The organism is Brevundimonas sp. FV1ye7S (genome assembly GCF_058680995.1).
This window is the reverse complement of sequence record NZ_CM178726.1, coordinates 3,281,221-3,304,223: the sequence shown is the minus strand read 5'-3', so window position 1 is coordinate 3,304,223 and position 23,003 is coordinate 3,281,221. Positions and strand designations below refer to the sequence as shown.

General features: G+C 67.7%; 25 protein-coding genes. 10 read left to right on the top strand and 15 right to left on the bottom strand.

Features of this window, described 5'->3' with window-relative positions; genetic code table 11:
- The first annotated feature begins 119 nt into the window (after nt 1-119).
- Entirely contained in the window at nt 120-425 is a 306-nt protein-coding gene (locus tag ACW18C_RS16120) for a UrcA family protein (protein ID WP_492071983.1), read from the top strand.
- Here the strand turns inward: ACW18C_RS16120 and ACW18C_RS16115 are convergent.
- The 5 genes from ACW18C_RS16115 to ACW18C_RS16095 form a co-directional block, all read right to left on the bottom strand.
- Nucleotides 422-919, bottom strand: coding sequence for a GNAT family N-acetyltransferase (locus ACW18C_RS16115; protein WP_492071982.1), 498 nt, complete (start codon nt 917-919; stop codon nt 422-424). The genes ACW18C_RS16120 and ACW18C_RS16115 overlap by 4 nt on opposite strands.
- Entirely contained in the window at nt 919-1,353 is a 435-nt protein-coding gene (locus tag ACW18C_RS16110) for a DUF1178 family protein (RefSeq protein WP_008261224.1), read from the bottom strand. The genes ACW18C_RS16115 and ACW18C_RS16110 overlap by 1 nt, the downstream gene beginning before the upstream one ends.
- Nucleotides 1,350-2,189, bottom strand: a complete 840-nt coding sequence (locus ACW18C_RS16105; RefSeq protein ID WP_492071980.1) for a carbon-nitrogen hydrolase family protein — start codon at nt 2,187-2,189, stop codon at nt 1,350-1,352. Before ACW18C_RS16105 ends, ACW18C_RS16110 begins: the two co-directional genes overlap by 4 nt.
- 4 nt (nt 2,190-2,193) lie before the next feature.
- The gene (grxC, locus tag ACW18C_RS16100; protein WP_008262738.1) at nt 2,194-2,451 is read right to left on the bottom strand and encodes a glutaredoxin 3; all 258 of its coding nucleotides are present in this window, start codon (nt 2,449-2,451) and stop codon (nt 2,194-2,196) included.
- A 62-nt stretch (nt 2,452-2,513) separates the two neighbouring features.
- Nucleotides 2,514-3,308, bottom strand: a complete 795-nt coding sequence (locus tag ACW18C_RS16095; RefSeq protein ID WP_492071979.1) for a ComF family protein — start codon at nt 3,306-3,308, stop codon at nt 2,514-2,516.
- Between ACW18C_RS16095 and ACW18C_RS16090 the strand changes: the two genes are divergently transcribed.
- Entirely contained in the window at nt 3,307-4,200 is an 894-nt protein-coding gene (locus ACW18C_RS16090; RefSeq protein ID WP_492071977.1) for a methyltransferase domain-containing protein, read from the top strand. The genes ACW18C_RS16095 and ACW18C_RS16090 overlap by 2 nt on opposite strands.
- A gap of 20 nt (nt 4,201-4,220) precedes the next feature.
- On the opposite strand, the gene ACW18C_RS16085 is transcribed toward ACW18C_RS16090, so the two are convergent.
- From ACW18C_RS16085 to ACW18C_RS16070, 4 genes are read right to left on the bottom strand one after another with little or no spacing between them, the layout of a single operon-like run.
- A complete protein-coding gene (locus ACW18C_RS16085) occupies nt 4,221-4,400 on the bottom strand; it encodes a Flp family type IVb pilin (protein ID WP_008263592.1) in 180 nt (59 codons plus the stop codon).
- A 24-nt stretch (nt 4,401-4,424) separates the two neighbouring features.
- On the bottom strand, nt 4,425-4,838 hold the full coding sequence (locus ACW18C_RS16080) for a (deoxy)nucleoside triphosphate pyrophosphohydrolase (RefSeq protein WP_492071976.1): 414 nt from the start codon (nt 4,836-4,838) through the stop codon (nt 4,425-4,427).
- Nucleotides 4,835-6,235 carry a bifunctional glutamate N-acetyltransferase/amino-acid acetyltransferase ArgJ gene (argJ, locus tag ACW18C_RS16075; RefSeq protein WP_492071975.1) on the bottom strand — a complete coding sequence of 467 codons (1,401 nt, stop codon included), beginning with the start codon at nt 6,233-6,235 and terminating at the stop codon, nt 4,835-4,837. Before argJ ends, ACW18C_RS16080 begins: the two co-directional genes overlap by 4 nt.
- Before the next feature lies 1 nt (nt 6,236).
- A complete protein-coding gene (locus tag ACW18C_RS16070) occupies nt 6,237-7,166 on the bottom strand; it encodes a peptidylprolyl isomerase (RefSeq protein ID WP_447941623.1) in 930 nt (309 codons plus the stop codon).
- Between the two features lie 281 nt (nt 7,167-7,447).
- On the opposite strand from ACW18C_RS16070, the gene secA reads away from it, so the two are divergent.
- Entirely contained in the window at nt 7,448-10,297 is a 2,850-nt protein-coding gene (gene secA, locus ACW18C_RS16065; RefSeq protein WP_492071973.1) for a preprotein translocase subunit SecA, read from the top strand.
- Nucleotides 10,298-10,355: 58 nt separating this feature from the next.
- Here secA and hemW read toward each other — a convergent pair whose 3' ends face one another.
- Entirely contained in the window at nt 10,356-11,516 is a 1,161-nt protein-coding gene (gene hemW, locus ACW18C_RS16060) for a radical SAM family heme chaperone HemW (RefSeq protein ID WP_492071971.1), read from the bottom strand.
- The gene (gene rdgB / locus ACW18C_RS16055) at nt 11,509-12,111 is read right to left on the bottom strand and encodes an RdgB/HAM1 family non-canonical purine NTP pyrophosphatase (protein ID WP_292148375.1); all 603 of its coding nucleotides are present in this window, start codon (nt 12,109-12,111) and stop codon (nt 11,509-11,511) included. Before rdgB ends, hemW begins: the two co-directional genes overlap by 8 nt.
- Before the next feature lie 460 nt (nt 12,112-12,571).
- On the opposite strand from rdgB, the gene ACW18C_RS16050 reads away from it, so the two are divergent.
- The 3 genes from ACW18C_RS16050 to ACW18C_RS16040 are packed head-to-tail and all read left to right on the top strand — an operon-like array spanning nt 12,572 to nt 14,087.
- Nucleotides 12,572-13,228, top strand: a complete 657-nt coding sequence (locus tag ACW18C_RS16050; protein WP_492071969.1) for a DUF2975 domain-containing protein — start codon at nt 12,572-12,574, stop codon at nt 13,226-13,228.
- A gap of 23 nt (nt 13,229-13,251) precedes the next feature.
- On the top strand, nt 13,252-13,491 hold the full coding sequence (locus ACW18C_RS16045) for a helix-turn-helix domain-containing protein (RefSeq protein ID WP_008258757.1): 240 nt from the start codon (nt 13,252-13,254) through the stop codon (nt 13,489-13,491).
- On the top strand, nt 13,488-14,087 hold the full coding sequence (locus ACW18C_RS16040; protein WP_287927542.1) for a Smr/MutS family protein: 600 nt from the start codon (nt 13,488-13,490) through the stop codon (nt 14,085-14,087). The genes ACW18C_RS16045 and ACW18C_RS16040 overlap by 4 nt, the downstream gene beginning before the upstream one ends.
- A gap of 72 nt (nt 14,088-14,159) precedes the next feature.
- On the opposite strand, the gene ACW18C_RS16035 is transcribed toward ACW18C_RS16040, so the two are convergent.
- A complete protein-coding gene (locus ACW18C_RS16035; protein WP_008261977.1) occupies nt 14,160-14,801 on the bottom strand; it encodes a TetR/AcrR family transcriptional regulator in 642 nt (213 codons plus the stop codon).
- Between the two features lie 200 nt (nt 14,802-15,001).
- Entirely contained in the window at nt 15,002-16,837 is a 1,836-nt protein-coding gene (locus ACW18C_RS16030) for a cation:proton antiporter domain-containing protein (RefSeq protein ID WP_008264369.1), read from the bottom strand.
- A gap of 155 nt (nt 16,838-16,992) precedes the next feature.
- Here ACW18C_RS16030 and ACW18C_RS16025 point away from each other — a divergent pair, with 155 nt between their 5' ends.
- A complete protein-coding gene (locus ACW18C_RS16025) occupies nt 16,993-19,113 on the top strand; it encodes a M13 family metallopeptidase (protein WP_492071967.1) in 2,121 nt (706 codons plus the stop codon).
- Nucleotides 19,114-19,486: 373 nt separating this feature from the next.
- Here ACW18C_RS16025 and hisS read toward each other — a convergent pair whose 3' ends face one another.
- Nucleotides 19,487-20,977 (bottom strand): histidine--tRNA ligase, encoded by a 1,491-nt coding sequence (hisS, locus tag ACW18C_RS16020; RefSeq protein WP_492071965.1) that lies wholly within the window; start codon nt 20,975-20,977, stop codon nt 19,487-19,489.
- A gap of 147 nt (nt 20,978-21,124) precedes the next feature.
- Between hisS and ACW18C_RS16015 the strand changes: the two genes are divergently transcribed.
- The gene (locus tag ACW18C_RS16015) at nt 21,125-21,331 is read left to right on the top strand and encodes a DUF805 domain-containing protein (RefSeq protein WP_492071964.1); all 207 of its coding nucleotides are present in this window, start codon (nt 21,125-21,127) and stop codon (nt 21,329-21,331) included.
- 49 nt (nt 21,332-21,380) lie between these two features.
- Here the strand turns inward: ACW18C_RS16015 and hslV are convergent, their stop codons facing one another.
- The gene (hslV, locus tag ACW18C_RS16010) at nt 21,381-21,935 is read right to left on the bottom strand and encodes an ATP-dependent protease subunit HslV (RefSeq protein ID WP_492027115.1); all 555 of its coding nucleotides are present in this window, start codon (nt 21,933-21,935) and stop codon (nt 21,381-21,383) included.
- Between the two features lie 99 nt (nt 21,936-22,034).
- On the opposite strand from hslV, the gene ACW18C_RS16005 reads away from it, so the two are divergent.
- Together ACW18C_RS16005 and ACW18C_RS16000 are read left to right on the top strand one after the other, a co-directional pair.
- On the top strand, nt 22,035-22,478 hold the full coding sequence (locus ACW18C_RS16005; RefSeq protein WP_492071962.1) for a BLUF domain-containing protein: 444 nt from the start codon (nt 22,035-22,037) through the stop codon (nt 22,476-22,478).
- A gap of 82 nt (nt 22,479-22,560) precedes the next feature.
- Nucleotides 22,561-22,971 carry a BLUF domain-containing protein gene (locus ACW18C_RS16000; RefSeq protein WP_154725820.1) on the top strand — a complete coding sequence of 137 codons (411 nt, stop codon included), beginning with the start codon at nt 22,561-22,563 and terminating at the stop codon, nt 22,969-22,971.
- Nucleotides 22,972-23,003 lie beyond the last annotated feature (32 nt).

The following is a 23,003-nucleotide window of genomic DNA, read 5'->3' as shown; positions in this document are numbered from 1 at the left end:
CAGGCGTTCAGACGCCTGACGTCGCCTTACCGATATTTCATTCCCGCCGCTGCATCCGCAGGGGGTGGCGGCCCCCTCTACTCCCGTGACGGCATGACCGTTCGGGAATGGAGAAGACGATGTCGGCCTTGATGGGAATGATGATGGCGGGTCTGCTGGCGACAGGGACTGCGCCGGATATGCGGGTGGACGCCGGCGATCTCGCCATGGCCCGCCCGGGCGACGCTGCGGTCCTGGCTGAGCGTATTCAGGCGGCGAGCCGAAGCTGGTGCGCCCGCTATCGCAGCCTTCTGACGCCGAACGACGTGGGCATGCCCAGCGTCTGCGAGCGTGAGATGAAGCGTCGCGCCTTCTATCGGCTCCCTCGGGACCAGCGTCGCCTCTTCGTACAGGCAGGGGGACGGCGAACCCTGAACCGGCCCTAGAGGCGGCGGATCATGTAGCGGGCGTCGGCGCCATAGCTGGCCAGCTTGGCCGCCATGCCCGGCGCCGCCTGCTCCTCAAACCCGTGCCGACGCCAGAAATTCACGGCGTCGTTGACGGCGACCAGGGCTATGGCGGGCCAGTCGTCCTCGGCCGCCTGTTGCGCCAGACGCTCGACCACCGCCCCCGTAACCCCGCCGCCGCGCGCCTGGGGGTGCAGGGCCAGGTCGTGCAGATAGATCAGGGCCGGTTCCGCCGGCAGGCCCTCGATCACCGTGTTCAGCGGCGGCGCATTGTCGGCCCGCCACGGATAGGCGATCAGATAGCCCTTGGCCGGCGCCTCGCCGTCCGCCAGCACGAAACAGCCGCGCGGATAAAGCGCCAGCCGGTTCTGGAAACAGGCGCGGTCCTCGAAATGGTCCGGGAAGGACAGGCGGGCGACCTCGACCACGGCGTCGATGTCGGTCGGCCGCATGGGCCGCCATTGCAGGGTCATCAGTTCACCTTGGACGGATCCGGCGGGGCGTCGGGCAGGGCCGAGACGGGGACGCCGTCTTCCTTCAGCTTCTTGACCTCGGCGGGGGTGGCCTCGCCGTAGATTTCGCGCTTCTCGGACCGGCCTTCATGGATGTCGCGGGCTTCGCGGGCGAAGGCGTCGCCGACATAGTCGAAGTTGGCCTCGACGTGGGCGCGGACTTCACGGGCGGCGGCCATCATGACGGTCTGCATCCTGACGGCCATGTCCGAGGCCGGATCGGCCTGGCGTGCGCCGCCGACGGCGGGGGCCATCACGGCCTTCTCCACCCTGTTGGAGCCGCAGAACGGGCATTCCACCAGGCCGCGCGCGGCCTGGTCGTCATAGTCGGACGAGGAGCCGAACCAGGCCTCGAACCCGTGGGTCTGGTCGCATTTCAGGGCGTATCGGATCATTGGGCGGGCTGGAAGTCGCGGTCATGGGTCAGGGCGGGCACCGCCGCGCGGGCCTTGGCCACCGCCTCCATGTCCAGTTTCGCCGTCAGTATGCAAGGGTCGTCGTGATCCGCCTGGGCCAGGATCTCGCCCCAGGGTCCGATCACGGTCGACCGCCCCCAGGTGCGACGCCCGTCCTCATGCAGGCCGCCCTGGGCCGGGGCCAGGACGAAGGCGCCGGTCTCGATGGCGCGGGCGCGCAACAGGGTCTCCCAGTGCGCCTGGCCCGTCGGCGCCGTGAAGGCGGCCGGGACTGCGATCATCGCCGCTCCGGCCTTGGCCAGGTGACGATACAGGTAAGGAAATCGGATGTCGTAGCAGATGCTCAGGCCCAGCCGACCCCAGGGGGTGTCGGCGACCGCCGCCGCATCGCCGGGCCGCACCGTCGCGCTTTCGCGGTAGCGTTCGCCGTTCGGCAGATCGACGTCGAAGACATGCAGCTTGTCATAGCGGGCGACGATCCCGCCGGCCGCGTCGATCAGCAGCGACCGGTTGGCGGCGCGGCTGTCGCCGACATGGCCGGAGCGGACGATGGCCGAGCCGATCAGCAGCCAGACGCCCAGCTCCGCCGCCAGACGACGCAGGCCCAGGACGACCAGGTCGGCGTCCTCGTCCGTGACGACGGCGTCGCGGCGGTCGCGGCGCTGCTCCAGGACATTGGTGCCTTCGGGCGTCAGGATGAATTTCGCCCCGCCGGCCGCCGCCTCGCGGACCAGGGGCTCGACATGGGCCAGGGCCGCGGGCGCCGTCGCCGGCGTGCGGGTCTGGATCAGGGCGATGTCGAGCCCGCCGCTCATGGGATCAGGCCGCCAGAAGCGGGTCGAGCTTGCCCTCGCGGTCCAGGGCGTGGATGTCGTCGGATCCGCCGACGTGGTTCCCGGCGATGAAGATCTGCGGGAAGGTCATGCGGCCGCCGGACTTCTCGACCATCTCGGCCTTCTTGGCCGGATCGTTGGAAGCGACAATCTCGGTATAGTCGGCGCCCTTCTTCTTCAGCAGCGCCATCGCGCTGTAGCAATAGGGGCAACCGGGTTTGGTGTAGATGACGACGTCGGCCAATTCGGATCTCCAGAATGATGCGCCAAGGGGCGTCGGGCGGCCGCGCCGCCCGTATTTGAGGTCTACATAGTCAGTTCACGGGCGTTTCGCACCCGGGCGATGACGGCGAGATCCACCGCCCTGGCCCCGGCGTCGATCAGGGCGCGGGCGCAGGCCTCACCGGTCGCGCCCGTGGTCAACACGTCGTCGATCAGAAGGATGCGCCGGCCCTTGATCCGCCGCCGACCGATCTCGCTGACGATGAAGGCCTTCTTGACGTTCAGCCGCCGTCCGCGCCGGCTCTTGCCGCCCTGGCTGGTCGTGTGGGTCCTGCGCGTCAGGGCGTCGGGCAGATAGTCGAGCCGGGCGTGGGCGGCCAGGGGGCGGGCGATCTCCGCCGCCTGGTTGAAGCGTCGCGACAACAGGCGAAACCGGTGCAGCGGGACGGGGACCACGGCGTCGGCGTCCTGGATCAGATCCGTGGCGGCCCGGCCGATCCAGCGTGCGAACAGAGAGGCGAACTGCTGCTGGTCGCCGTGTTTGTAGCGCAGGATCAGACCCCGCGAATGGTCGTCATAGACACAGGCCGCCCTGGCCCGCGCGAAGACATAGGGCTGGGCGATGCAGGCGGCGCAGCGGGTTTCGGCGAAGGCGCCGCCGTCGAATTCGAAGGCCGCGCCGCAGCCGTCGCACACCGGCGCGTCGAGGAATTTGATCCGGCTCCAGGCGTCGGGCGTCAGACCGGCCGCCGCCGTCGCCTCGCGGCTGTCGTGAGCCAGGGGCGGCAGGACGAGATCCGCCAAACCGCGCCCCACGTCGCGCAACTGACGCCCCGCCCCTTCCCAGGCGCGGCGCCAGCCCCCATCCTGCATCATCATGACCGCCTCCCCCGAAGCTCCGCCCCGCATTTTCGACGCCCACAGGCGCGAGGCCCGTCTGGCCCGTGCGGCCCATCGACTGGGCCAGGCCGACTTCCTGCACGTCCGGGCGGCCGAGAATGCGGCGGGCAGCCTGGAGGCCATCCTGCGCGACTTTCCGGTCGCCGTCGATCTCTCGGCCCATTCCGGCCCGTTCGCCCAGGCCCTCGCCGCCAGCGACGCCGCCGGCCGGGTGGGCGTCGTCGCCAGCCCCACGTCGCGCGCCGAGCGGGCCGCGCCGGGCGCCGCCGCCCTGCCGCTGGACGAGGGATCGACCGATCTGATCGTCTCCCTGCTCAGCCTGCACTGGGCCAACGACCTGCCCGGCGCCCTGGCCCAGATCCGCAAGGCCCTGAAGCCGGACGGCCTGTTCATCGGCACTCTGTTCGGGGCAGGGACTTTGAAGGAGTTGCGGTCTGTCCTGACCGAGGCGGAGCTGGCCGAGCGCGGCGGGGCCCAGGCGCGGGTCTCGCCCTTCGCCGACGGCTATGACGGCGCCGCCCTGTTGCAGCGCGCCGGCTTCGCCCTGCCGGTCTCGGACGTGGATCGGTTCACCGTCCGCTATCCCGACCTGTTCGCCCTGGTCCGCGACCTGCGGGCCATGGGCGAGACCAATGTGCTGGACGGGCCGATCCGCCCGCTCAGCCGCGCCGTGATCGCCCGCGCCGCGTCCCTGTACGCCGAACGCCACGGCGACGCCGACGGCCGCATCCCCGCCACCTTCGAGATCATCCATCTGGCCGGCTGGAAGCCCCACGAGAGCCAGCAGAAGCCGCTGGCGCGCGGCTCCGCCAAGGTCCGGCTGGCGGATGCGCTGGGCGTGAAGGAGATGACCGGCGACGAGATCGACTGACGAACGTCTCCGGGTTTGCTTCAGCGGTTCAGGGCGTCCGCGATCTTTTGCATGGTCTGATTATAGAGACCGCCGTTCGATGCGCCCAGCGCATTCAGCCCGCCGAGAATGGCGACGAAGATCAGGCCGCAGATGAGGCCGTATTCGATGGCGGTCGCGCCCCTGTCGTCATTCAGGAACCGGGCGGTGAAACGTCGCATGGCCGGCCTCCTGGTCGGCGGTGATCAGAGCAGGTCGCGCAACCAGGCGACCAGGGGTTCGTCCGCCGGCGGCATGGGATAGGCCGACAGCTTGTTCGGTTTCACCCAGGCCAGGCCGTCATGTTCACGCGCCGTGACCACGCCGTCCCACCGTCGGCACAGATACAATGGCATCAACAGGTGAAAGGAATCGTAAGCGTAGCTGGCGAAGACGAAGGGCGCCAGGCAGGATTCGCTGACGGTGATGCCCAGCTCCTCTTGCAACTCGCGGATCAAGGCCGCCTCAGGTCGCTCGCCCGGCTCGACCTTGCCGCCTGGAAACTCCCACAGGCCGGCCAGCTTCTTGCCCTCGGGACGTTTGGCGATCAGCACCCGCCCGTCGACATCGATCAGGGCGACGGCGACGACGAGGACGGTGGGAAGCGGCGTCTCGGTCACGAACGATAATCGCCGTTGATCTCGATATAGCCCTTGGTCAGGTCGCAGGTCCAAACCGTAGCCGAGGCGCGGCCCGCGCCGACATCGACGGTGATGTCGATCTCGGGGTTCTTCATATAGGCGGTCATTTTGGCCTCGTCGTAGGTCGGGGACGGGGCGCCGTCGACGGCGGCGACATTGGGGCCGAACCGGATGCCCAGCCGGTCGCGATCAACCGGCTCCTCGGTCTTGCCCACGGCCATGACCACCCGGCCCCAGTTGGCGTCCTGACCGGCGATGGCGGTCTTGACCAGGGGGCTGTCGGCGATGGACTTGGCCAATTTTCTGGCTGACGCGGGGCTGGCGGCGCCGTCCACCGTCACCTTGACGAACTTGGTCGCCCCCTCGCCGTCGCGCACCAGCTGGTGCGCCAGGTCCAGCATCACCTTGTCCAGGGCGACCGAGAAGCTCTTCAGGCGACGATCCCCGACCCGCCCGATGCGCGGGGCGCCCGAGGTTCCGGTGGCGAACAGCAGGGCGGTGTCGTTGGTCGAGGTGTCGCCGTCCACCGTCACGCTGTTGAAGGTGGTGCGGACATGCAGGCCCAGCAGGGCCTGAAGCACGTTCGGATGGATGTCGGCGTCGGTGACGATGAAGGCCAGCATGGTCGCCATGTCCGGCGCGATCATGCCCGACCCCTTGGCGATCCCCGCGATCCGGACCTTGTAGCCCTCGATTTCGGCCTCGGCGTAGGAGCCCTTGGGGAAGGTGTCCGTGGTCATGACGCCGCGCCCGGCCCGCGCCCACTGCTCGGACGGATGGATGTCGGCGTCCAGGCGGCTTTCGATGTCGGGCAGTTTGGAGACGATCTTCTTTTCGTCCAGCACCACGCCGATGACCCCGGTCGAGGCCAGCATGACGTCGCGCTGGCGACACCCGAACCGTTTGGCGACCTCTGAGGCGGTGCGGCGGGCGGCGTCGGCGCCGGCCTTGCCGGTGAAGGCGTTGGCGCAACCGGCGTTGACCACCAGGGCGCGCACGTCCTTGCCGCCGTCCGCCCCGCCCAGCGCCTTCTTGCACCAGTCGACCGGGGCCGAGCCGATCTTGTGGCGGGTGAAGACGCCGGCGCAGCTGGTGCCCCGCGCGAACCGGAACACCACCAGGTCGTCGCGCTCGTGCTTGTAGAAGCCGGCTCGGGCGGTGGCGATCTCGACCCCGCCGATGGGCGGGATGGTGGGGAAGGGCACGGCCAGGGGCGACACGGCCAGACCCGGCTTTCCGGCGGCGGGCGCGGGCGCGGGGGCTGAGGCGGGCTCGGCCGGGCGGGTGGCGCGTTTCAAGGCCGTGGCGAACGGATCCAGGGCTTTTTCGAACGCCTGTTCGATCTTCTGGCCGGTGGTCGAGGGGGGCTTGTTCATGTCAGGCGGCCGGGGCGGGGGCTGAAGTCGGGGAGGGGGCGTCGGCGGGCGGAGGGGCGCTGGGAGCGGCGGGCGGCGGGGCGGAGGCCGGCTCCTCGTTTCGCCCGGCGGTTTCGCCCGCCAGCAGGACGTCGACCTTGGCCTTGCCGCGCAACTGCTCCAGCAACTGCCGCACGCCCTCATAGGTCAGGTAGCGGACGATCTGGGGCCGGGCCTGCTCCAGGGTCGGCGGGCTTTCCTTGCGCCGGTCCTCGACCCGCAGCACGGCCCAGCCGCCTTCGGTCTGGAACGGCCCGACGGTGGACCCTGCCGGTTTGTCGCGCAGGGCGCCGGCATAGGCCTGGGGCATGACGTCCAGGGTCGAATAGCCCAGGTCGCCGCCTGAAAAGCGCGTCGCCTCGTCCACCGACCGCTCCATGGCCACGGCCTCGAAACTGGCGCCCTGGCCCAGGATGCCGATGACCGCCTCGGCCTCCGGCTTGGTGCGCGACAGGATCAGGCGGACGCGGATCTCCTCCGACGTCTTCGCCAGCCGCAATTGCTCATTGTACAGGGTCTGGACCGCCTGGTCGGAAATGGCGCCGTTGACCACGCTCTCCACCAGCATGTCGCCCAGGATTCGTTCGCGGGTCGCCTCGAGGCGGCGCTGGGCCAGGGGCGAGGCGTCGAGGCGACGGCGCTCGGCCTCCTTGGCGAGCAGTTTCTGATCGATCACCTCGTCCAGCACGCGCCGGAACAGGTCCGAGGTCACGTCCAGCGGCTCGCCCTCGCCCACCAGGCCCTGGGCCACCGCCTCGCGCTTGACGTCCGAGGCCCAGACGGTCTCGTCCTGGACCCGGGCCACCGGCCGGTCGCCCGGCTCCGGGGCCTTGTCGTCCCCGCCGCCGCGCGAACAGGCGGCGACCGTCAGGACCGCAGCCAGAAGCGCCATGGAAAACAGGCCGAAAGGTCGCCGAAATGGGGTCAAGAGGGCGCTCCGTAGAAGGCGGCCGAAAGCCCCTCGCGTTGACAGGGGTTAGGCCGGTGCTTAAGTCCCGCCTGCGCCCAAGTCGAGGGGTTTTGATCGTCTGCGCGGCCCTTCGCGCGCGCCAGTTCCGGCGCATCGGGGTCGCCACCGGTTCGGGCCCCTCTCGCGGCGTCCGTATCGCCGCCCCTCACGGGATTTCCAGAGCCGCTCAGCTCGCAGACGCTCGACCGCTTACCGGATCCAATATGCTCGGCTTCGCCAAGAAACTTTTCGGCTCTTCCAACGACCGCAAGGTCAAGGCCTTCCAGGACCACGCCCAGCGCATCAATGCGCTGGAGCCCAAGTTCGCCGCCCTGTCCGACGACGAGCTGCGGATGATGACCGACGCCTTCCGGGACCGTCTGGCCAATGGCGAGACCCTGGACAAGATCCTGCCCGAGGCCTTCGCCGTGGTGCGCGAGGCGTCCAAGCGGGTGCTGGGCCAGCGTCAGTATGACGTCCAGCTGGCCGGCGGCATGATCCTGCATGAAGGCGGCATCGCCGAGATGCGGACCGGCGAGGGCAAGACCCTGGTCGCCGTGGCCCCCGTCTATCTGAACGCCCTGCCGGGCAAGGGCGTCCACGTGATCACCGTCAACGACTACCTGGCCCGCCGCGACGCCGAGACCATGGGCAAGGTCTATCGCTTCCTGGGTCTTGAGGTCGGGGTCATCGTCAACGGCCTGAGCCAGGGCCAGCGCCAGGCGGCCTACGCCGCCGACGTCACCTACGGCACCAACAACGAGTTCGGCTTCGACTATCTGCGCGACAACCTGGTCTATGACCGACGCGAGATGGTGCAGCGCCCGCACAACTTCGCCATCGTCGATGAAGTCGATTCCATCCTGATCGACGAAGCGCGGACGCCTCTGATCATCTCGGGCCCGACCGAGGACCGTTCGGACCTGTACAAGATCCTCGACGGCCTGGTGAAGGAGCTGATCAGGGACAAGGACACCTTCGAGCTCGACGAGAAGCAGAAGCAGGTCCTGCTGACCGAACTGGGCTCGGAGCGGATGGAAGAGGCGCTGGAAAGCGGCGGCCACTTCGCCGCCGACACCACCGGCCTGTACGACGCCGCCAACATCAGTCTGGTCCACCACACCAACCAGGCCCTGCGCGCCAACACCCTGTATCAGCGCGACAAGGACTATATCATCAAGGGCGGCGAGATCGTCCTGATCGACGAATTCACCGGCCGGATGATGACCGGCCGCCGGCTGTCCGAAGGTCTGCACCAGGCCATCGAGGCCAAGGAAGACGTCAAGATCCAGCCCGAGAACCAGACCCTGGCCTCGGTGACGATCCAGAACTATTTCCGCCTGTACGAGAAGCTGTCGGGCATGACCGGCACGGCCGCGACCGAGGCCCAGGAATTCGGCGACATCTACAAGATGGACGTGCTGGAGGTGCCGACCAACCGGCCGATCCAGCGCAAGGACTACGACGACGAGGTCTATCGGACCCACGCCGAGAAGAACCAGGCCATCGCCAAACAGATCGCCGAATGCCACCTGGCGGGTCAGCCCATCCTGGTCGGCACGGTCTCGATCGAGCGTTCCGAGCAACTGTCAGAACTGCTCCGCACCTACGAGTACAAGGTCGAGGTCTCGCGCAAGCTGAAGCCGCAGTACGAGGGCAAGGCCAAGGAAGCCGAGAAGATCGGCGACGCCGCCTATGACATTACCTACGAAACCAAGCTGCGCGGCATCCCGCACTCGGTCCTGAACGCGCGCCAGCACGAGCAGGAGGCCTATATCGTCGCCGACGCCGGCCTGCCGGGCGTGGTGACCATCGCCACCAACATGGCCGGCCGCGGCACCGACATTCAGCTCGGGGGCAACCTCGAGATGAAGATGCAGAAGTGGCTGCTGGAACAGCGCAACATGGCTGTCGAGGTCACGCCCGAGATGGAGAAGGCGCAGGAGGCCCAGTACAAGGCCGACATCGCCGTCCAGAAGAAGATCGCCCTGGACGCCGGCGGCCTGTTCGTCCTGGGCACCGAACGCCACGAGAGCCGCCGGATCGACAACCAGCTGCGCGGCCGCACCGGCCGTCAGGGCGACCCCGGCACCTCGAAATTCTACCTGTCCTGCGAGGACGACCTGCTGCGCATCTTCGCCGGCGACCGTCTCGACTCGATCATGAAGACGTTCGGGGTCGCGGAAGGCGAGGCCATCACCCACCCTTGGCTGAACCGCGCCATCGAGACCGCCCAGAAGCGGGTCGAGACCCGCAACTACGACATCCGCAAGAATCTGCTGAAATACGACGACGTAGTGAACGACCAGCGCAAGGCCGTGTTCGAGCAGCGCCAGGAGTTTATGGACTCCGAGGACCTGTCGGAACTGGTCGGCGACTTCCGCCGCGACGTGGTGTCCGACCTGGTCGAACGCTACATGCCGCCCAAGGCCTATGCCGAACAGTGGGACATCGACGGCCTGGACGAAAAGGTCCGCACCACCCTGGGTCTCGAACTGCCGCTGCACGACTGGGCCGCCGAGGAGGGCGTGTCGAACGAGGAGATCGAGGAGCGGCTGCTGGCCGCCGCCGACGCCCGTGCGGCCGAACGGCTGGAACAGATCGGCGCGGCCCAGACGCGCGGTCTCGAAAAGCAGTTCATGCTTCAGATGATCGACATGCAATGGCGCGAGCACCTGGTCCACTTGGACCATCTGCGCGGCGTCATCGGCCTGCGCGGCTACGGCCAGCGCGATCCGCTGAACGAGTACAAGACCGAGGCCTTCTCGCTGTTCGAGAACCTGCTGTACGACCTGCGCCACAATGTCACCCGCTGGCTGATGACGGTCGAGTTCCGCTTCCAGCCGCCGCCGGAAATGCCCGAGTTCCAGGAAATCCACCTGAACCCCGGCACCGGCGAGAACGAGATGACCAATCCGTCGGCCCAGAATCCCGAAGGAACCCTGATCGGCGACGACCGCTCCAAGCTTCCGGTCGAAGCCCTGCCGCCCGGCTGGGAAATGACCGGCCGCAACTCGCCCTGCCCCTGCGGCTCGGGTCGCAAGTTCAAACACTGCCACGGGGCGCTGGTCTAAGCGCATCCAACCGACGTGATCGCAAAGCGGGCCCGGATTTCGATCCGGGCCCGCTTTCTTATGTCAGCAACGCCTTCAACACCCCGTCCAGCACGGGCCGTCCGCGCGGCGTGGCCACCAGGCGATCGCCGCTGAGTTTCAAAAAGCCGTCGGCGATCAGATCCGCCGTCGGCGCCGCGTCCGCTGACCGCCCCAGGTCCGCCAGCAGCCCGACCGGCGCCCCCTCGACCGTACGCAGGCCCAGCAGCAGGCGCTCCTCGGCCGCCCCGGCGGCGTCCAACCGCTCCGTCTCCGTCCAGGGCGTCCCCGCCCCGACTCCGGCCACATAGTCGGCGATCCGGCGGTGGGCGACCGTCGCCGTTCGCACGCCGTCCAGGGTCAGCCGGCCATGGGCGCCCGGCCCCAGCCCCAGATAGTCGCCGCCGCGCCAGACGTGCAGATTATGCGCCGACCGCGCCGCCACGCCCCGGGCATGGTTCGACACTTCATAGGCGTCGAACCCGGCCGCCTCCAACACCGCCTGGGTCGTCTCATACAGGGCGGCGGCGGCGTCCTCGTCCGGCGGGATCAGGGTCCCGCGCGCCAGGGCCCGCCCGAACGCCGTCGTCGGCTCCAGGGTCAGCTGGTAGGGCGAGACGTGCTCAAACCCCATGTCCAGGGCCGCGCCCAGCTCGGCGGTCCAGTCGGCCGGGGTCTGGCCCGGCCGGGCGTAGATCAGGTCGATGGACAGGCGCGAAAAGGCCCGCCCGGCCAGATCGACCGCGCGCCGCGCCTCGGCCGCCGAATGATCCCGCCCCAGGAACCGCAGCGCGGCGTCGTCCAGCGCCTGCACCCCCATCGACAGCCGGTTCACTCCGGCCCCCGCCAGGGCGGCGAACCGGGCCGCCTCGGCGTCGGTCGGATTGGCCTCCAGCGAAATCTCGATCGCCCCCGCCGGGGGGAACAGGTCGCGCGCCTGGGCGATGATCCGGGCCACGGCCTCGGGCGCCATCAGCGACGGCGTGCCCCCGCCGAAGAAGATCGAGGCCAGCCGGCGCGACCCCGTCAGGGCCCGCTGCGCCCGCATGTCGGCCAGGATCGCCTCGACCAGCGCCGCCTGTTCCTCGACCCGCCCCCGGTCGCGCACGACGTTGAAGTCGCAATAGGGGCAGATGCGCGAACAATAGGGCCAGTGGACATAGAGGCCGACGTCCGTTCCTGGGGCGAGGAAATCAGTCAATCAAAGCGGCCCGCAGCTTGGCGAAGGCGCGGGTGCGGTGGCTGATCGCCTCCTTGGCCGCCGGCTCCATCTCGCCGAAGGTCAGGTCGCCGCCCTCGGGAATGAAGATCGGATCATAGCCGAAGCCCCGGTCGCCGCGCGGCGGGAAGGTCAGCCGGCCGTGCACCTCGCCCTCCACCACCACGCACGGCCCGTCCGGCCAGGCCACGGCCAGGGCCGAGGTGAACCAGGCGGCGCGGTCCGTCGCCCCGATCTCCTCCAGCCGGTCTTCGACCTTCTTCATGGCCACGGCGAAATCCTTGCCCGGTCCGGCCCAGCGGGCGGAGAATATGCCCGGCGCCCCGTCCAGGGCCGCCACCGACATTCCCGAGTCGTCGGCCAGGGCGACCTCGCCTGACAAGGCGGCCGCATGACGAGCCTTCAACATGGCGTTGCCGGCGAAGGTGGTCTCGGTCTCGTCCGGCTCGGGCAGATTCAACTGGCCGGCGGTGAGGATCTCGTAATCTTCACCCAGCAGGGCGGCGATCTCCGGAACCTTGCCGGGGTTGTGGGTGGCGGCGACGATCCGCATCCCTTTGAAAAGCTTGAGAGTCATCGATTATCACGGCCCTGAAACAGTCTATTGCCAAAGTTTAATATCGTTAAACGATATGTAACGTGCTTTTTAGCAGCGCACGGCCTATCTATTGATCGTCAGGAACGGGGCCGCACCGTTCAGGACTTCCGGAAAATCCGGAACGATCATGCGGATAATAAACCAAGCGGGTGATTATCACCCAAACAGGAACAACGGAGAACCCTGATGCATACGATGAACATGTCGCTCTGGCTGGACAAGGTCTGCGCCGCTTTCGTCAACACGGTCCTGATCGCCGCCCTGCCGACCGCCCTGGTCGCCATTCTGGTTCAAGCCCTCTGATCGCGCCCAAGTCCAGCCCTGTATCGATCACGAGAGCTTTGACGACCTTGACGAAGACCGCGATGTATAGAGCTGCGCGCGGGTTCGCCGGACCCCGCGCAGCCGTCGCGCCCTTCCCTCCGGCCTGAGACCGACCATGCGCCTGCTCCCGCCGCGACATCCGCTGAAGCGAGGCGAGGCGCCGAGTCCCAAATGGCTGACCCCGAAATGGCCCGCTCCTCGCTGGCTGCGCGCCATGACCGCGCCGCTGAAGGCCCCGTTCCGCGCCCTGGGCCCGGGTTCGGTCTCCAGCGTGCTGAAGGTGGCGCTGGACGTCGCCTATATCCTGCTCTGGCTCATCACCGGCCTGCTGTTGTTGCTGCTGGTCGCCGCCGTCTTCATTCCCCTGGACAATGTGAACATCACCGTCAGCGGCGAGTCCGGCGGGCGACAGCTGCCGCTGACCCGTATGCTTCTGCTGTTCGGCCTGGGGGCGGCCACCGCCTATTTCGGCGGCTTCATGCTGATCCTGCGCAGCCTGCGTCGGATCTTCCGCACCTTGACCATGGGCGACCCCTTCCATCCCGACAATGTCCGCCGTCTGCGCCAGATCGGTCTGACCCTGGCGGTCGTGACCGGCGGCGTCTGGCTGGCCCAGGGCTTCGTCGCCGCCCGTCTGGCGCCCGGCGTCATGGACCCCCAGGGGCTGGGTGAACTGCTGACCCCGATCTTCTCCGTCCTGATCGTCTTCGTCCTGGCGGAGGTTTTCCGCGAGGGGGCGCGCCTGCGCCGCGAATCCGAACTGACGATCTGAGCCGTTTCCAGTAGGACTTCCCCATGGCCATCCGCGTCCAGCTTGATCGCGTCCTCGTCGAACGCCGCATGTCGCTGACCGAACTCGCCGACCGGGTCGGGGTGACGGTGGCGAATCTGTCGATCCTGAAGACGGGCAAGGCGCGCGCCGTGCGGTTCTCGACCCTCGACGCCCTGTGCCGCGAACTGGACTGTCAGCCCGGCGATCTGCTGGTTCACGAACCCGGTCCGGGCGACGCCTTCGACGACGACGCCGAGGCATGAAGCGCAAGGGCCCCGGCCGTGACGAGAACGGGCTGACGCCCGAGGACCGTCGCATCTGGAGCCGCATCACCGGCACGGTCGCCGCCCCGCGCAGCCGCAAGGCCGCCCGCGTCACCCCCGGCGCCGAGGCTCCGGCCCATGTCGTGGTCGCCCCGCCCGAGCATCCGCGCCGCCTGCCCAAGGTCTCGCCGCAACGCAACCTCCCGACCGCCCCGCCGGTCGACTCTCGCCCCCCGGCGTCCCGCACCGCCGCCTCGCGTGTCCGCTCCGCGCCCGAGGATCTGGAGCCGCGCCGCAAACACCGGCTGTCGCGCGAGCGGGACCCCATCGAGGCGCGCATCGACCTGCACGGCTTCGGCCGGTTCGAGGCCGAGGATCAGCTGCAGGCCTTTCTGACGTCGTGCCAGGCGCGGGGCATGCGGGCGGTCCTGGTCATCACCGGCCAGGGACGGCTGGGGGGCGGGGTGATCCGCGCCTCGTTCGGGGAATGGATGCAGTCGCCGGGCCTGCGCGGCGTCGTGTCCGGCTTCACCGTCGCCCACCAGAGGCACGGCGGCAACGGCGCCTTCTACGTCACCCTGAAGCGTAAGGCCTGAGCGCGGAACGCCGGGCATGAAAAAGGCCGGGACCGGGCGGCGGCCCCGACCTTTTCAGGCGCTTCGATTGGATTATTTGGCGGACAGCGCGCCGGCCAGGATCACGTCGATCTGCTTGCCCATATGGTCGGACAGGGCTTGAGCGTCCCATTCGTCATAGGCGGCGCGGCGATAGTTCGACAGATAGGCGTCCCAGATCAGCTCGACCAACAGGCGGATGTCGGCGTCCTTGTTCACCTCGCCCTTGGCGACGGCTTCCTGGAGGATGCCGCCGATCGCCAGCAGCAGGTTCTTGGTCGCGGCGCGGGCGCGCATCTCGGCGGCCAGGGGCTGGAACCACGACCGGGCGACGATGGCCTGGAACAAGGGCAACTGGTCCAGCGAGGAGTGATAGCCGGCGCTGAGGGCGCCCAGCAGTCGCTGGCGAACGGGTTCGCCCTGGGGCGCGCCCGCCTCGACCACCTCGGCCAGGCGTGTCATGTCCTCGGTCAGGACGGCTTCGAACAGTTCGGCCTTGTCCTGGAAGTTGGCGAAGACCGCCCCGGTGGACATGCCGGCGCCCTTGGCGATGTCGCGGATCGTGGCCGGCTCATAGCCGCGCTCGGCGAACAGGGAGCGGGCGGCGTCCAGAACCTTCTGGCGCGTCCGGACCTTGGCGGCCTGACGGCGGTTCAGGCGGGGAGCGGCTTCGGTCGAGAGAACGGTATCGGTCATGAAATCAGGCTTTTACTCTACGCATTTCGGAAGCCCTGACGGCCCGAAGTTGACTGGGTCAGTCGCTTAGACCGCGAGGCGAGACGTTATGTTGCTTCGCCCGCCAACCGCGCGATGCTGAAGCAGGGCTTGCATCACGGAACCATGACGAAAATGGGTCGCAAAAGCTAATGTCGCGGTTAACAGCCCGATTTCTAAGCTTAACTGTTATGGTTACCTGTCCCAATCTGAGGCATTCTCAACGCGCGGGTGGTTCTACTGCGTCCTCCGGCGGGTATGGCGGCCTGGAAGGTCCGGCGAAACTGATCCCGCTTCTCGTGGATCGAGGCCAGAACCAGACCCATGGGCACGCCCAGATCGACCAGGGTGTTCTCCGCCAGCTGCAGGCTGGCCTCGGTCGTTTCGGGCACCGCGTCGGTGACGCCCAAGGCATAGAGGCGCGCCGCATGTTGGTCGTCGCGGGCGCGGGCGATGATGATCAGGTCGTCGCGCAAGGCGCGAGCCGTGGTCACCACCTCGTCCACCTTGGTCGGGGCGTCCATGGTGACGATCAGGGCGCGGGTGGACAGGACGCCGCAATGCGCCAGCATCTCGGCGCGACCCGCGTCGCCGTAGAAGACGTCGAATCCGTCGCGACGTCCCGCCGCCACGGCGGCGGCGTCGGTGTCCAGGGCGATGAAGGCCTGGTCGTGTTCCTTCAGCAGCTCCCCGATCAGTCGTCCGACCCGACCGAAGCCGACGATGATGACGGCGCCGTCGGCCTGTTCCGGCGGGGCTGCGCCCTCGGGCGTGGTCGGCAGGGCCGGCGCCTTTTCGCGCGACAGCCTCTGGCCCAGCAGGGCCAGGAGGGGAATGGAGAAGATGCTCAGGGTCGCCGACAGGGCCACGGTGCTGGTCAGGGCCGGCGGGGCGATCCCCTCGACCATGCCGGTGGCGAAGACCACGAAGGCGAACTCGCCCGCCGGCGCCAGGACCAGGGCGGTCTCCAGCGCCGGGCGCGCGCCCAGGCCCCACAGGCGCGCCAGGCCGAAGATGACGCCGGTCTTGACCACGGTGATGGCCAGGGCCAGGCCGAACAGCAGGACCGGATTGGCCGCGACCGCGCCCAGGTCCAGGCCCAGGCCGACCCCGACGAAGAAGACCCCCAGCAAAAGACCCTTGAACGGTTCGATGGAGACCTCGACCTCGCGCCGGAACTCGGTCTCGGCCAGCAGCACCCCGGCGACCAGGGCGCCGATGCTCATCGACAGGCCGCTGGCCTGGGCCGCCAGTCCGGCGACCACCACGACCAGCAGGCTGGCGGCGACGAACAGCTCGCCGCCCTGCGCCGACTTGCGCGCCTGGGCCACCGAGCGGAACATCGGCCGCAGCACCACACGACCCATAAGAACCAGCAGGCCCAGGCCGATGGCGGCCGGCACCAGGGTGAACAACGACCGTCCCAGAACCGCCGGATCCAGCGACCCGCCCGCCTGGGCGACTGCGGCCATCACGCTGACGGTGATCAGGATGGGCGCGACCGAAAGATCCTGGGCCAGCAGAATGGCGAAGGTCGACCGACCGACCGTACCCTTCAGCCGCCCGCTTTCGGCCAGGACCGGCATGACGACCGCCGTCGAGGACAGGGCCAGGCCCATGCCCAGCACTGCTGCGCTGACCAGGCTCTGGCCCAGCAGCACGAACAGGCCCGCCAGCACCAGGGTGCAGACGACGACCTGCATCAGCCCCAGGCCGAAGACCAGCCGTCGCATGGCGCGCAGCCGCTCCCACGACAGCTCCAGCCCGATCATGAACAGCAGGAAGGCGACGCCCAGTTCCGACAACTGCGCCAGCTGAACCGGATCGCTGATGGTGAAATAGGAGAGCCAGGGAAGCGTGTCCGAAAACCGCGCCAGCCCGCTGGGGCCCAACACCACCCCGGCGGCCAGAAAGCCCAGAACCGGACTGATCTTCAGCCGATTGACCAGGGGTACGATCACCCCCGCAGCCGCCAGGAAGACCACCAGATCCTTGTAGTCTGCGCCGTGCCCCTGCATTCGCCCTCCGTATCCCCGGCATGTGACCCGGAACCGCCGTCCCTGGCGAGACGTCGCGACCGTTTCATGAACTTTTTTTAAGGCGACAGCCCTAACCTCGGGTCTAGGGTCCGCTCCGACCTGCCCGCTTCAGGGGTGGAACCTAGGATACAGTGATGAAAAGACTGCTTATCGGCGCCGCTGTCGGCGCCCTTTTGGCGCCTGCCGCCGCCTTCGCCCAGGACATCGACCACGACCACGCCTGTATCGACGAGACCTGCTCGATCGTCTCGCTGTTCTCGGGCGAGGAGACCGCAGCCGGCTGGCAGGGCGTGGACGCCCCCCGCTACGGAACCTGGGGCTTCGATCTGAACGGCCGCGACACCTCGGTGAAGCCGGGCGACGACTTCTTCCGCTACGCCAACGGCGCGGCCTTCGACAAGCTGGTCATCCCCTCGGACCGCACCAGCTACGGCTCCTTCGCCCTGCTGCGCGAACTGTCGGACAACCGGATGAAGGAACTGGTCACGGGTCTGGCCGCACGCACCGACCTGACGCCCGGCTCGGATGAGGCCAAGGTGGCCGACGCCTATCGGTCCTATATCGACCAGGCGCGCATCGATCAGCTGGACGCCCAGCCGCTGCAACCCTATCTGGCCGCCATCCGCGCCGCCGACAGCCATGAGAAGATGGCCGTCTACATGGGCCAGACGGTCGGCCGTTTCGGCGGCTCCTTCTTCGGCACCGGCATCACCATCGATGCGAAACAACCGACCCGCTACGTCGTCTCGACCGGTCAGTCGGGCATCGGCCTGCCCAACCGCGACTATTATCTGGACGCCCGCTACGCCGACAAGAAAGAGAAGTATCAGGCCTATGTCGCCGACATGCTGGGCATGATCGGCTGGGCGAACCCGGTCGAGACCGCCGCCCAGATCGTCGCTCTGGAGACCAAGATCGCCGAGGCGCACTGGACCCCGGTCGAGAACCGCAACCGCGACAAGACCTATAACGAGGTCACCATCGCCAAACTGGCCCAGGATGCGCCCGGCTTCGACTGGCAGGCCTATTATGATGCGGCCGAACTGGGCGGCGTGCCTCGCCTGATCGTGCGCCAGGACACGGCCATGCCCAAGATCGCGGCCCTCTACGCCGAGACGCCGATCGAACTGCTCCAGGCGTGGGAAGCCTTCCACACCGCCGACGACATGGCCCCCCTGCTGTCGCAAAGGTTCTCGGACGCCCAGTGGGGCTTCCGCTCGCGCGATCTGTCGGGCCAGCCGGAACAGCGCACCCGCGAGAAGCGCGCCATCTCCTTCGCCGAGGGTTCGCTGGGCGAGGCGACGGGCCGGCTCTATGTCGCCCAGTATTTCCCGGCCGAGTCCAAGGCCAAGATGGAAGACCTGGTCGCCAATCTGCGCACCGCCCTGTCGCACCGCATCGACAACCTCAGCTGGATGGGCGACGAGACCAAGGCGGCGGCCCAGGAGAAGCTGCGGAAATTCACCGTCAAGATCGGCTATCCGGACAAGTGGCGCGACTATTCCGGCCTTGAGATCCGTGCAGACGACCTGGTCGGCAACGCCGAGCGGCGCGGTCTGTTCGAGTGGAACTACGACCTCGCCCGTCTGAACGACCCGGTCGACAAGACCGAGTGGGGCATGACGCCGCAGACGGTGAACGCCTATTACAACTCGGCCAATAACGAGATCGTCTTCCCGGCCGCCATCCTGCAACCGCCCTTCTTCGATCCGAACGGCGACCCGGCGGTCAACTACGGCGGCATCGGCGGCGTGATCGGCCACGAGATCGGCCACGGCTTCGACGACCAGGGCTCCAAGTCCGACGGCGACGGCGTGCTTCGCAACTGGTGGACGCCTGCGGACAAGGCCAATTTCGAGGCCCTGACCGCCCGTCTGGGCGCGCAATACGCCACCTACGAACCGATCGCCGGCTACGCCATCAACCCCGGTCTGACGATGGGCGAGAACATCGGCGACGCCTCGGGCGTGGCCGTGGGTCTTGAGGCCTATCATCTGTCGCTGGCCGGAAAGCCCGCCCCGGTGCTGGATGGAACGACCGGCGACCAGCGCTTCTTCTACGGCTGGGCCCAGGTCTGGCAGTCGAAATATCGCGACGAGGCCCTGAAGCAGCAGGTCGCCACCGACCCGCACTCGGCCGCCCAGTTCCGGGTCATCGGCCCGCTGCGCAACGTCGACGCCTGGTACGACGCCTTCGACGTCGAGCCGGGGACCAAATACTATCTGACGCCGGAAGAGCGCGTCCGCATCTGGTAGGCGGCGCCCATTCGAGAACGGAAAAGGCCGGGGTTCGCCTCGGCCTTTTTCATATGGAGACAGGGTGAAAAATCGGGCCCGAAATCTGTAGATCCCATCGAAAAAATCTATAGGTCGTGCATTTTTTGCGGGGCTCCAGGCGCGAAAAAGCCCGCTGCGGGGGATACATCGCAGCGGGCTTTCGCGCTCTTTGAAGAGCGGACGTTTCCTCCCCGAAACGCCTTCGAGTGCTGCGCGCTTGAGCAACGCTTGCCCTCGAGTGAGTTCATTTGGCCTATCGGACCCTGCGGCGTCAACGCACGTATCGGGCGGAGTCGAACTTTCTTCGACTTATCATTGATAAGTCATATTTCGCGCAAGTTATTCTCGAAGCTTATTCGATAATAGCCTTGATCGCAGCGATCAGGCCCTCCCGAGGGATCTTCATCTGGCCCGGACGTTCGGCCTTCCAGGCGTCGTTGTCGGTGATGCCGGCGGCGGCGGCGCGGCCGGCGTCCAGGTCCTTGATGGTGACTTCGCCCGCCGCAATCTCGTCGCCGCCCAGGATGACGACGGCCGGAGAACCGCGACGGTCGGCGTATTTCATCTGGGCCTTCATGCCCGCACGGCCCAGATAGAGCTCGGCGGCGATCCCGGCGGCGCGCAGTTCGGCGACTGCGGCCAGATAATGAGCCATGTCGTCGTCGGAAAAGACGATGACCACCACAGGGCCGCGCACGGCGTCTTCCGCCCCGCGGCCGGCGGCGCGCAGGGCCGAGGCCAGGCGCGAGACGCCGAAGGAGAAGCCGGTGGCGGGCACGCTCTGGCCGGTGAAGCGGGCGACCAAATCGTCATACCGCCCGCCGCCGCCGATGGAGCCGAACCGGACCGGACGGCCCTTGTCGTCCGTGGTCTCCAGCAGCAGTTCGGCCTCGAACACCGCGCCGGTGTAATATTCCAGCCCACGCACGATGGTGGGATCGAACTTCACCGCCTCCTGGCCGACCCGCATGGCGCCCAGCGCCCGGTCGATGGCGGCCAGTTCGTTCAGCGCCGCCTCGCCCGCCGCGCCCAGGTCGCCCGAACTGGCGACGGCGTCCAGCGTCTCGGCCCGCGACAGGCCGGGCGTATTGGCCGAGGCCAGGAAGGCCTCGATGGCGCCGGTCACCCTGGCCGGAAGGCTTGCGCCCTTGGTGTAGTCGCCGGAGTCGTCCAGCCGGCCTTCGCCGAGCAGTTGGACGACGCCGTCCCAGCCCAGCCGGTCGAACTTGTCGATGGCCCGCAGGGCCGTCAGCCGCTGGCCCGCCTCGGTCACGCCGCCGGCGTCGAACAGACCGTCGAACAGCTTGCGGTTCGAGACGCGGATCTGGGCCTGGCCCGCATCAAGGCCGGCGGCGCCCAGACCCTCGCAGGCCATGGCGATGATCTCGGCGTCGGCCTCGGGCCGGTCCGAGCCGACGGTGTCGGCGTCGCACTGCCAGAACTCGCGGAACCGGCCGGGGCCGGGCTTCTCGTTGCGCCAGACCGGACCATAGGCGTAGCGACGGAAGGGCTTGGGCAGGGTTTCCCAGGTCTGGGCCGCGAACCGGGCCAGGGGCGCCGTGTGGTCGTAACGCAGGGCCATCCAGTCGCCCGGCTCGTCCGAACCCGCATCGTCCTGAAGGGCGAAGACGCCTTCATTGGGCCGGTCGGCGTCGGGCAGGAATTTGCCCAAGGCGTCGGCGTATTCGAACGCGGGCGTCTCCAGCGGTTCGAAGCCCCAACGCTCATAGACCTCGGACACACGCGCGACGATGCGGCGTTCGGCGGTCAGATCGCGACCGCGCTTGTCGGCGAAACCGCGCGGATTGCGGGCGAGGGGTCGAAGGGGGGCGTCATCGGTCATGGCGCGCGCTTAAGCCAAGGGGGAGATGATCGCAACTCGCCTACCTCCGCTGCCCCGTCGCCAAGTTAAGGATTCACTGCCGGGCGTTTACCGACGAACTGCGAATGTACTATTCATGATTGCGTAGTTCGCGCGCTGGAGCGGGTAATGGACAGCTTTTCAATCTGGCATTGGGCCATCTTCGCAACTGTGCTGCTGATCCTGGCCGTGCCGGCCGTGCGCATGCTCAAACGACTGGGCTTTTCAGGCTGGTGGGTCGTGTTGGCCTTTATCCCCTGGCTCAACATTGTGGGGCTGTGGGTCATCGCCTTCGTTCCGTGGCCCTGCGATCAAGTGAAGAGCAAAGAGTCCTAGGCAGGCAGACGCGGCGGATCTGTCGCTGTGGGGCAATTGGCTCCTCCACTCACCCCTCCAGCGTCTCCACCGTCAGATTGCCGTTCGTATAGACGCAGATCTCGGCGGCGATCTTCATGGCCTTGCGGGCGACGGCCTCTGCGTCGAGGTCGGTCTCCTCGATCAGGGCGCGGGCGGCCGACAGGGCGTAGTTGCCGCCCGAGCCGACGGCGGCGACCCCGTGTTCAGGCTCCAGCACGTCGCCGACGCCGGTGACGGTGAAGATCGACGACTTGTCCGCGACCAGAAGCATGGCCTCCAGCCGGCGCAGATAGCGGTCGGTGCGCCAGTCCTTGGCCAGGTCGACGCAGGCGCGCGCCAGCTGGTCCGGATACTGCTCCAGCTTGGCCTCCAGCCGTTCGATCAGGGTGAAGGCGTCGGCTGTGGCGCCCGCGAAGCCGGCCAGCACCTTGCCGCCCGCCAGGGTCCGCACCTTGCGCGCCGCGCCCTTGACGATGGTGGGCCCCATGGAGACCTGACCGTCGCCCGCGATGACGGTGCGGCCGTTCTTGCGCACCGCCAGAATGGTGGTGCCGTGCCAGTCGGGAAAATTCGATTGAGTCATGATCCGCAGATGGCGCGACGGGCCTCGTCGATCAAGAGCGCGCGACGCCGGATAACGTCGTCATATTTATACCCATGTTTCTCTTATAACGCGCCATCCTTGACCGGAAAATCCGACATGGGAGATCGAAAATTGCTCTATCGTGTGCTTCTCGTGAGTGAAACAGTCGCGGCGGTTGAACGCTCGCCCTTGATGCTGGCTGACATTCTCGGTGCGTCTGAACGCAACAACCGTCGCGACATGATCGGCAGCGCCATGATGTTTCATGAGGGTCAGGCCGCCATGATGCTGGAAGGCATGCGCGCGGACCTCGATCGGTTGATCACGCGCCTTCTTTCGGATGGTCGGCACCGGAATCTCAAGATCGTCGAGGATCGCCCCATCGTTCACCGTCGTGTGGCCGAGCCGGTCAAACTCAACGCCATGTCGCCTCATCAGGCGGGCGAATATCTGGGCGGTCGCCGACTGGACCAGCTCGCCGCCTCGGTGCTGGAGCGGCTGTTGTCCTGCGACGGATTGCGTGTCTCGAGCTGTGCGGTCTGACGCCTTTCCTGCGTGTTTCGTTAACTCTATGGCCTTACTTCGGTCCTTGTGGCTGTAAATTGTAAAAGCGTAAGAGTAATCAATGAGTTTGTTCCGTATTGTCTATGTCAGCGACGCCGTGGGCGACGCGGGCGTGGGCCTGCTGCCCCTGATCGACATCATCGGCGCGTCGGACCGGAACAATCGCCGGGATCATGTGACCGGGGTGCTGATGCGCCACGACGGCCGGTTCTTTCAGGCCATTGAGGGCGCGCGGGTCGACCTGGATCGGTTGATGGGCCGGCTGCGCGCCGATCGACGCCACACCAATATCCGCATCCTCGCCGAGCTTGTGATCGATCAGCGCCTGTTCCCGGGTTGGGCCATGGCCCAGACGGACGCGTCGCCGGGGCTGGAGCGCCTGCTGGCCGAGGGGCTGGATCATCCGAGCGTGAGCGCGAGCGCCGACAGGATCGTGTCGGAGGCGAGCCGGAGCCTGGCCGCCGTCTCCTGAGGCCTCGCGCCCAAGCCTGCCCCTCGCTAGAG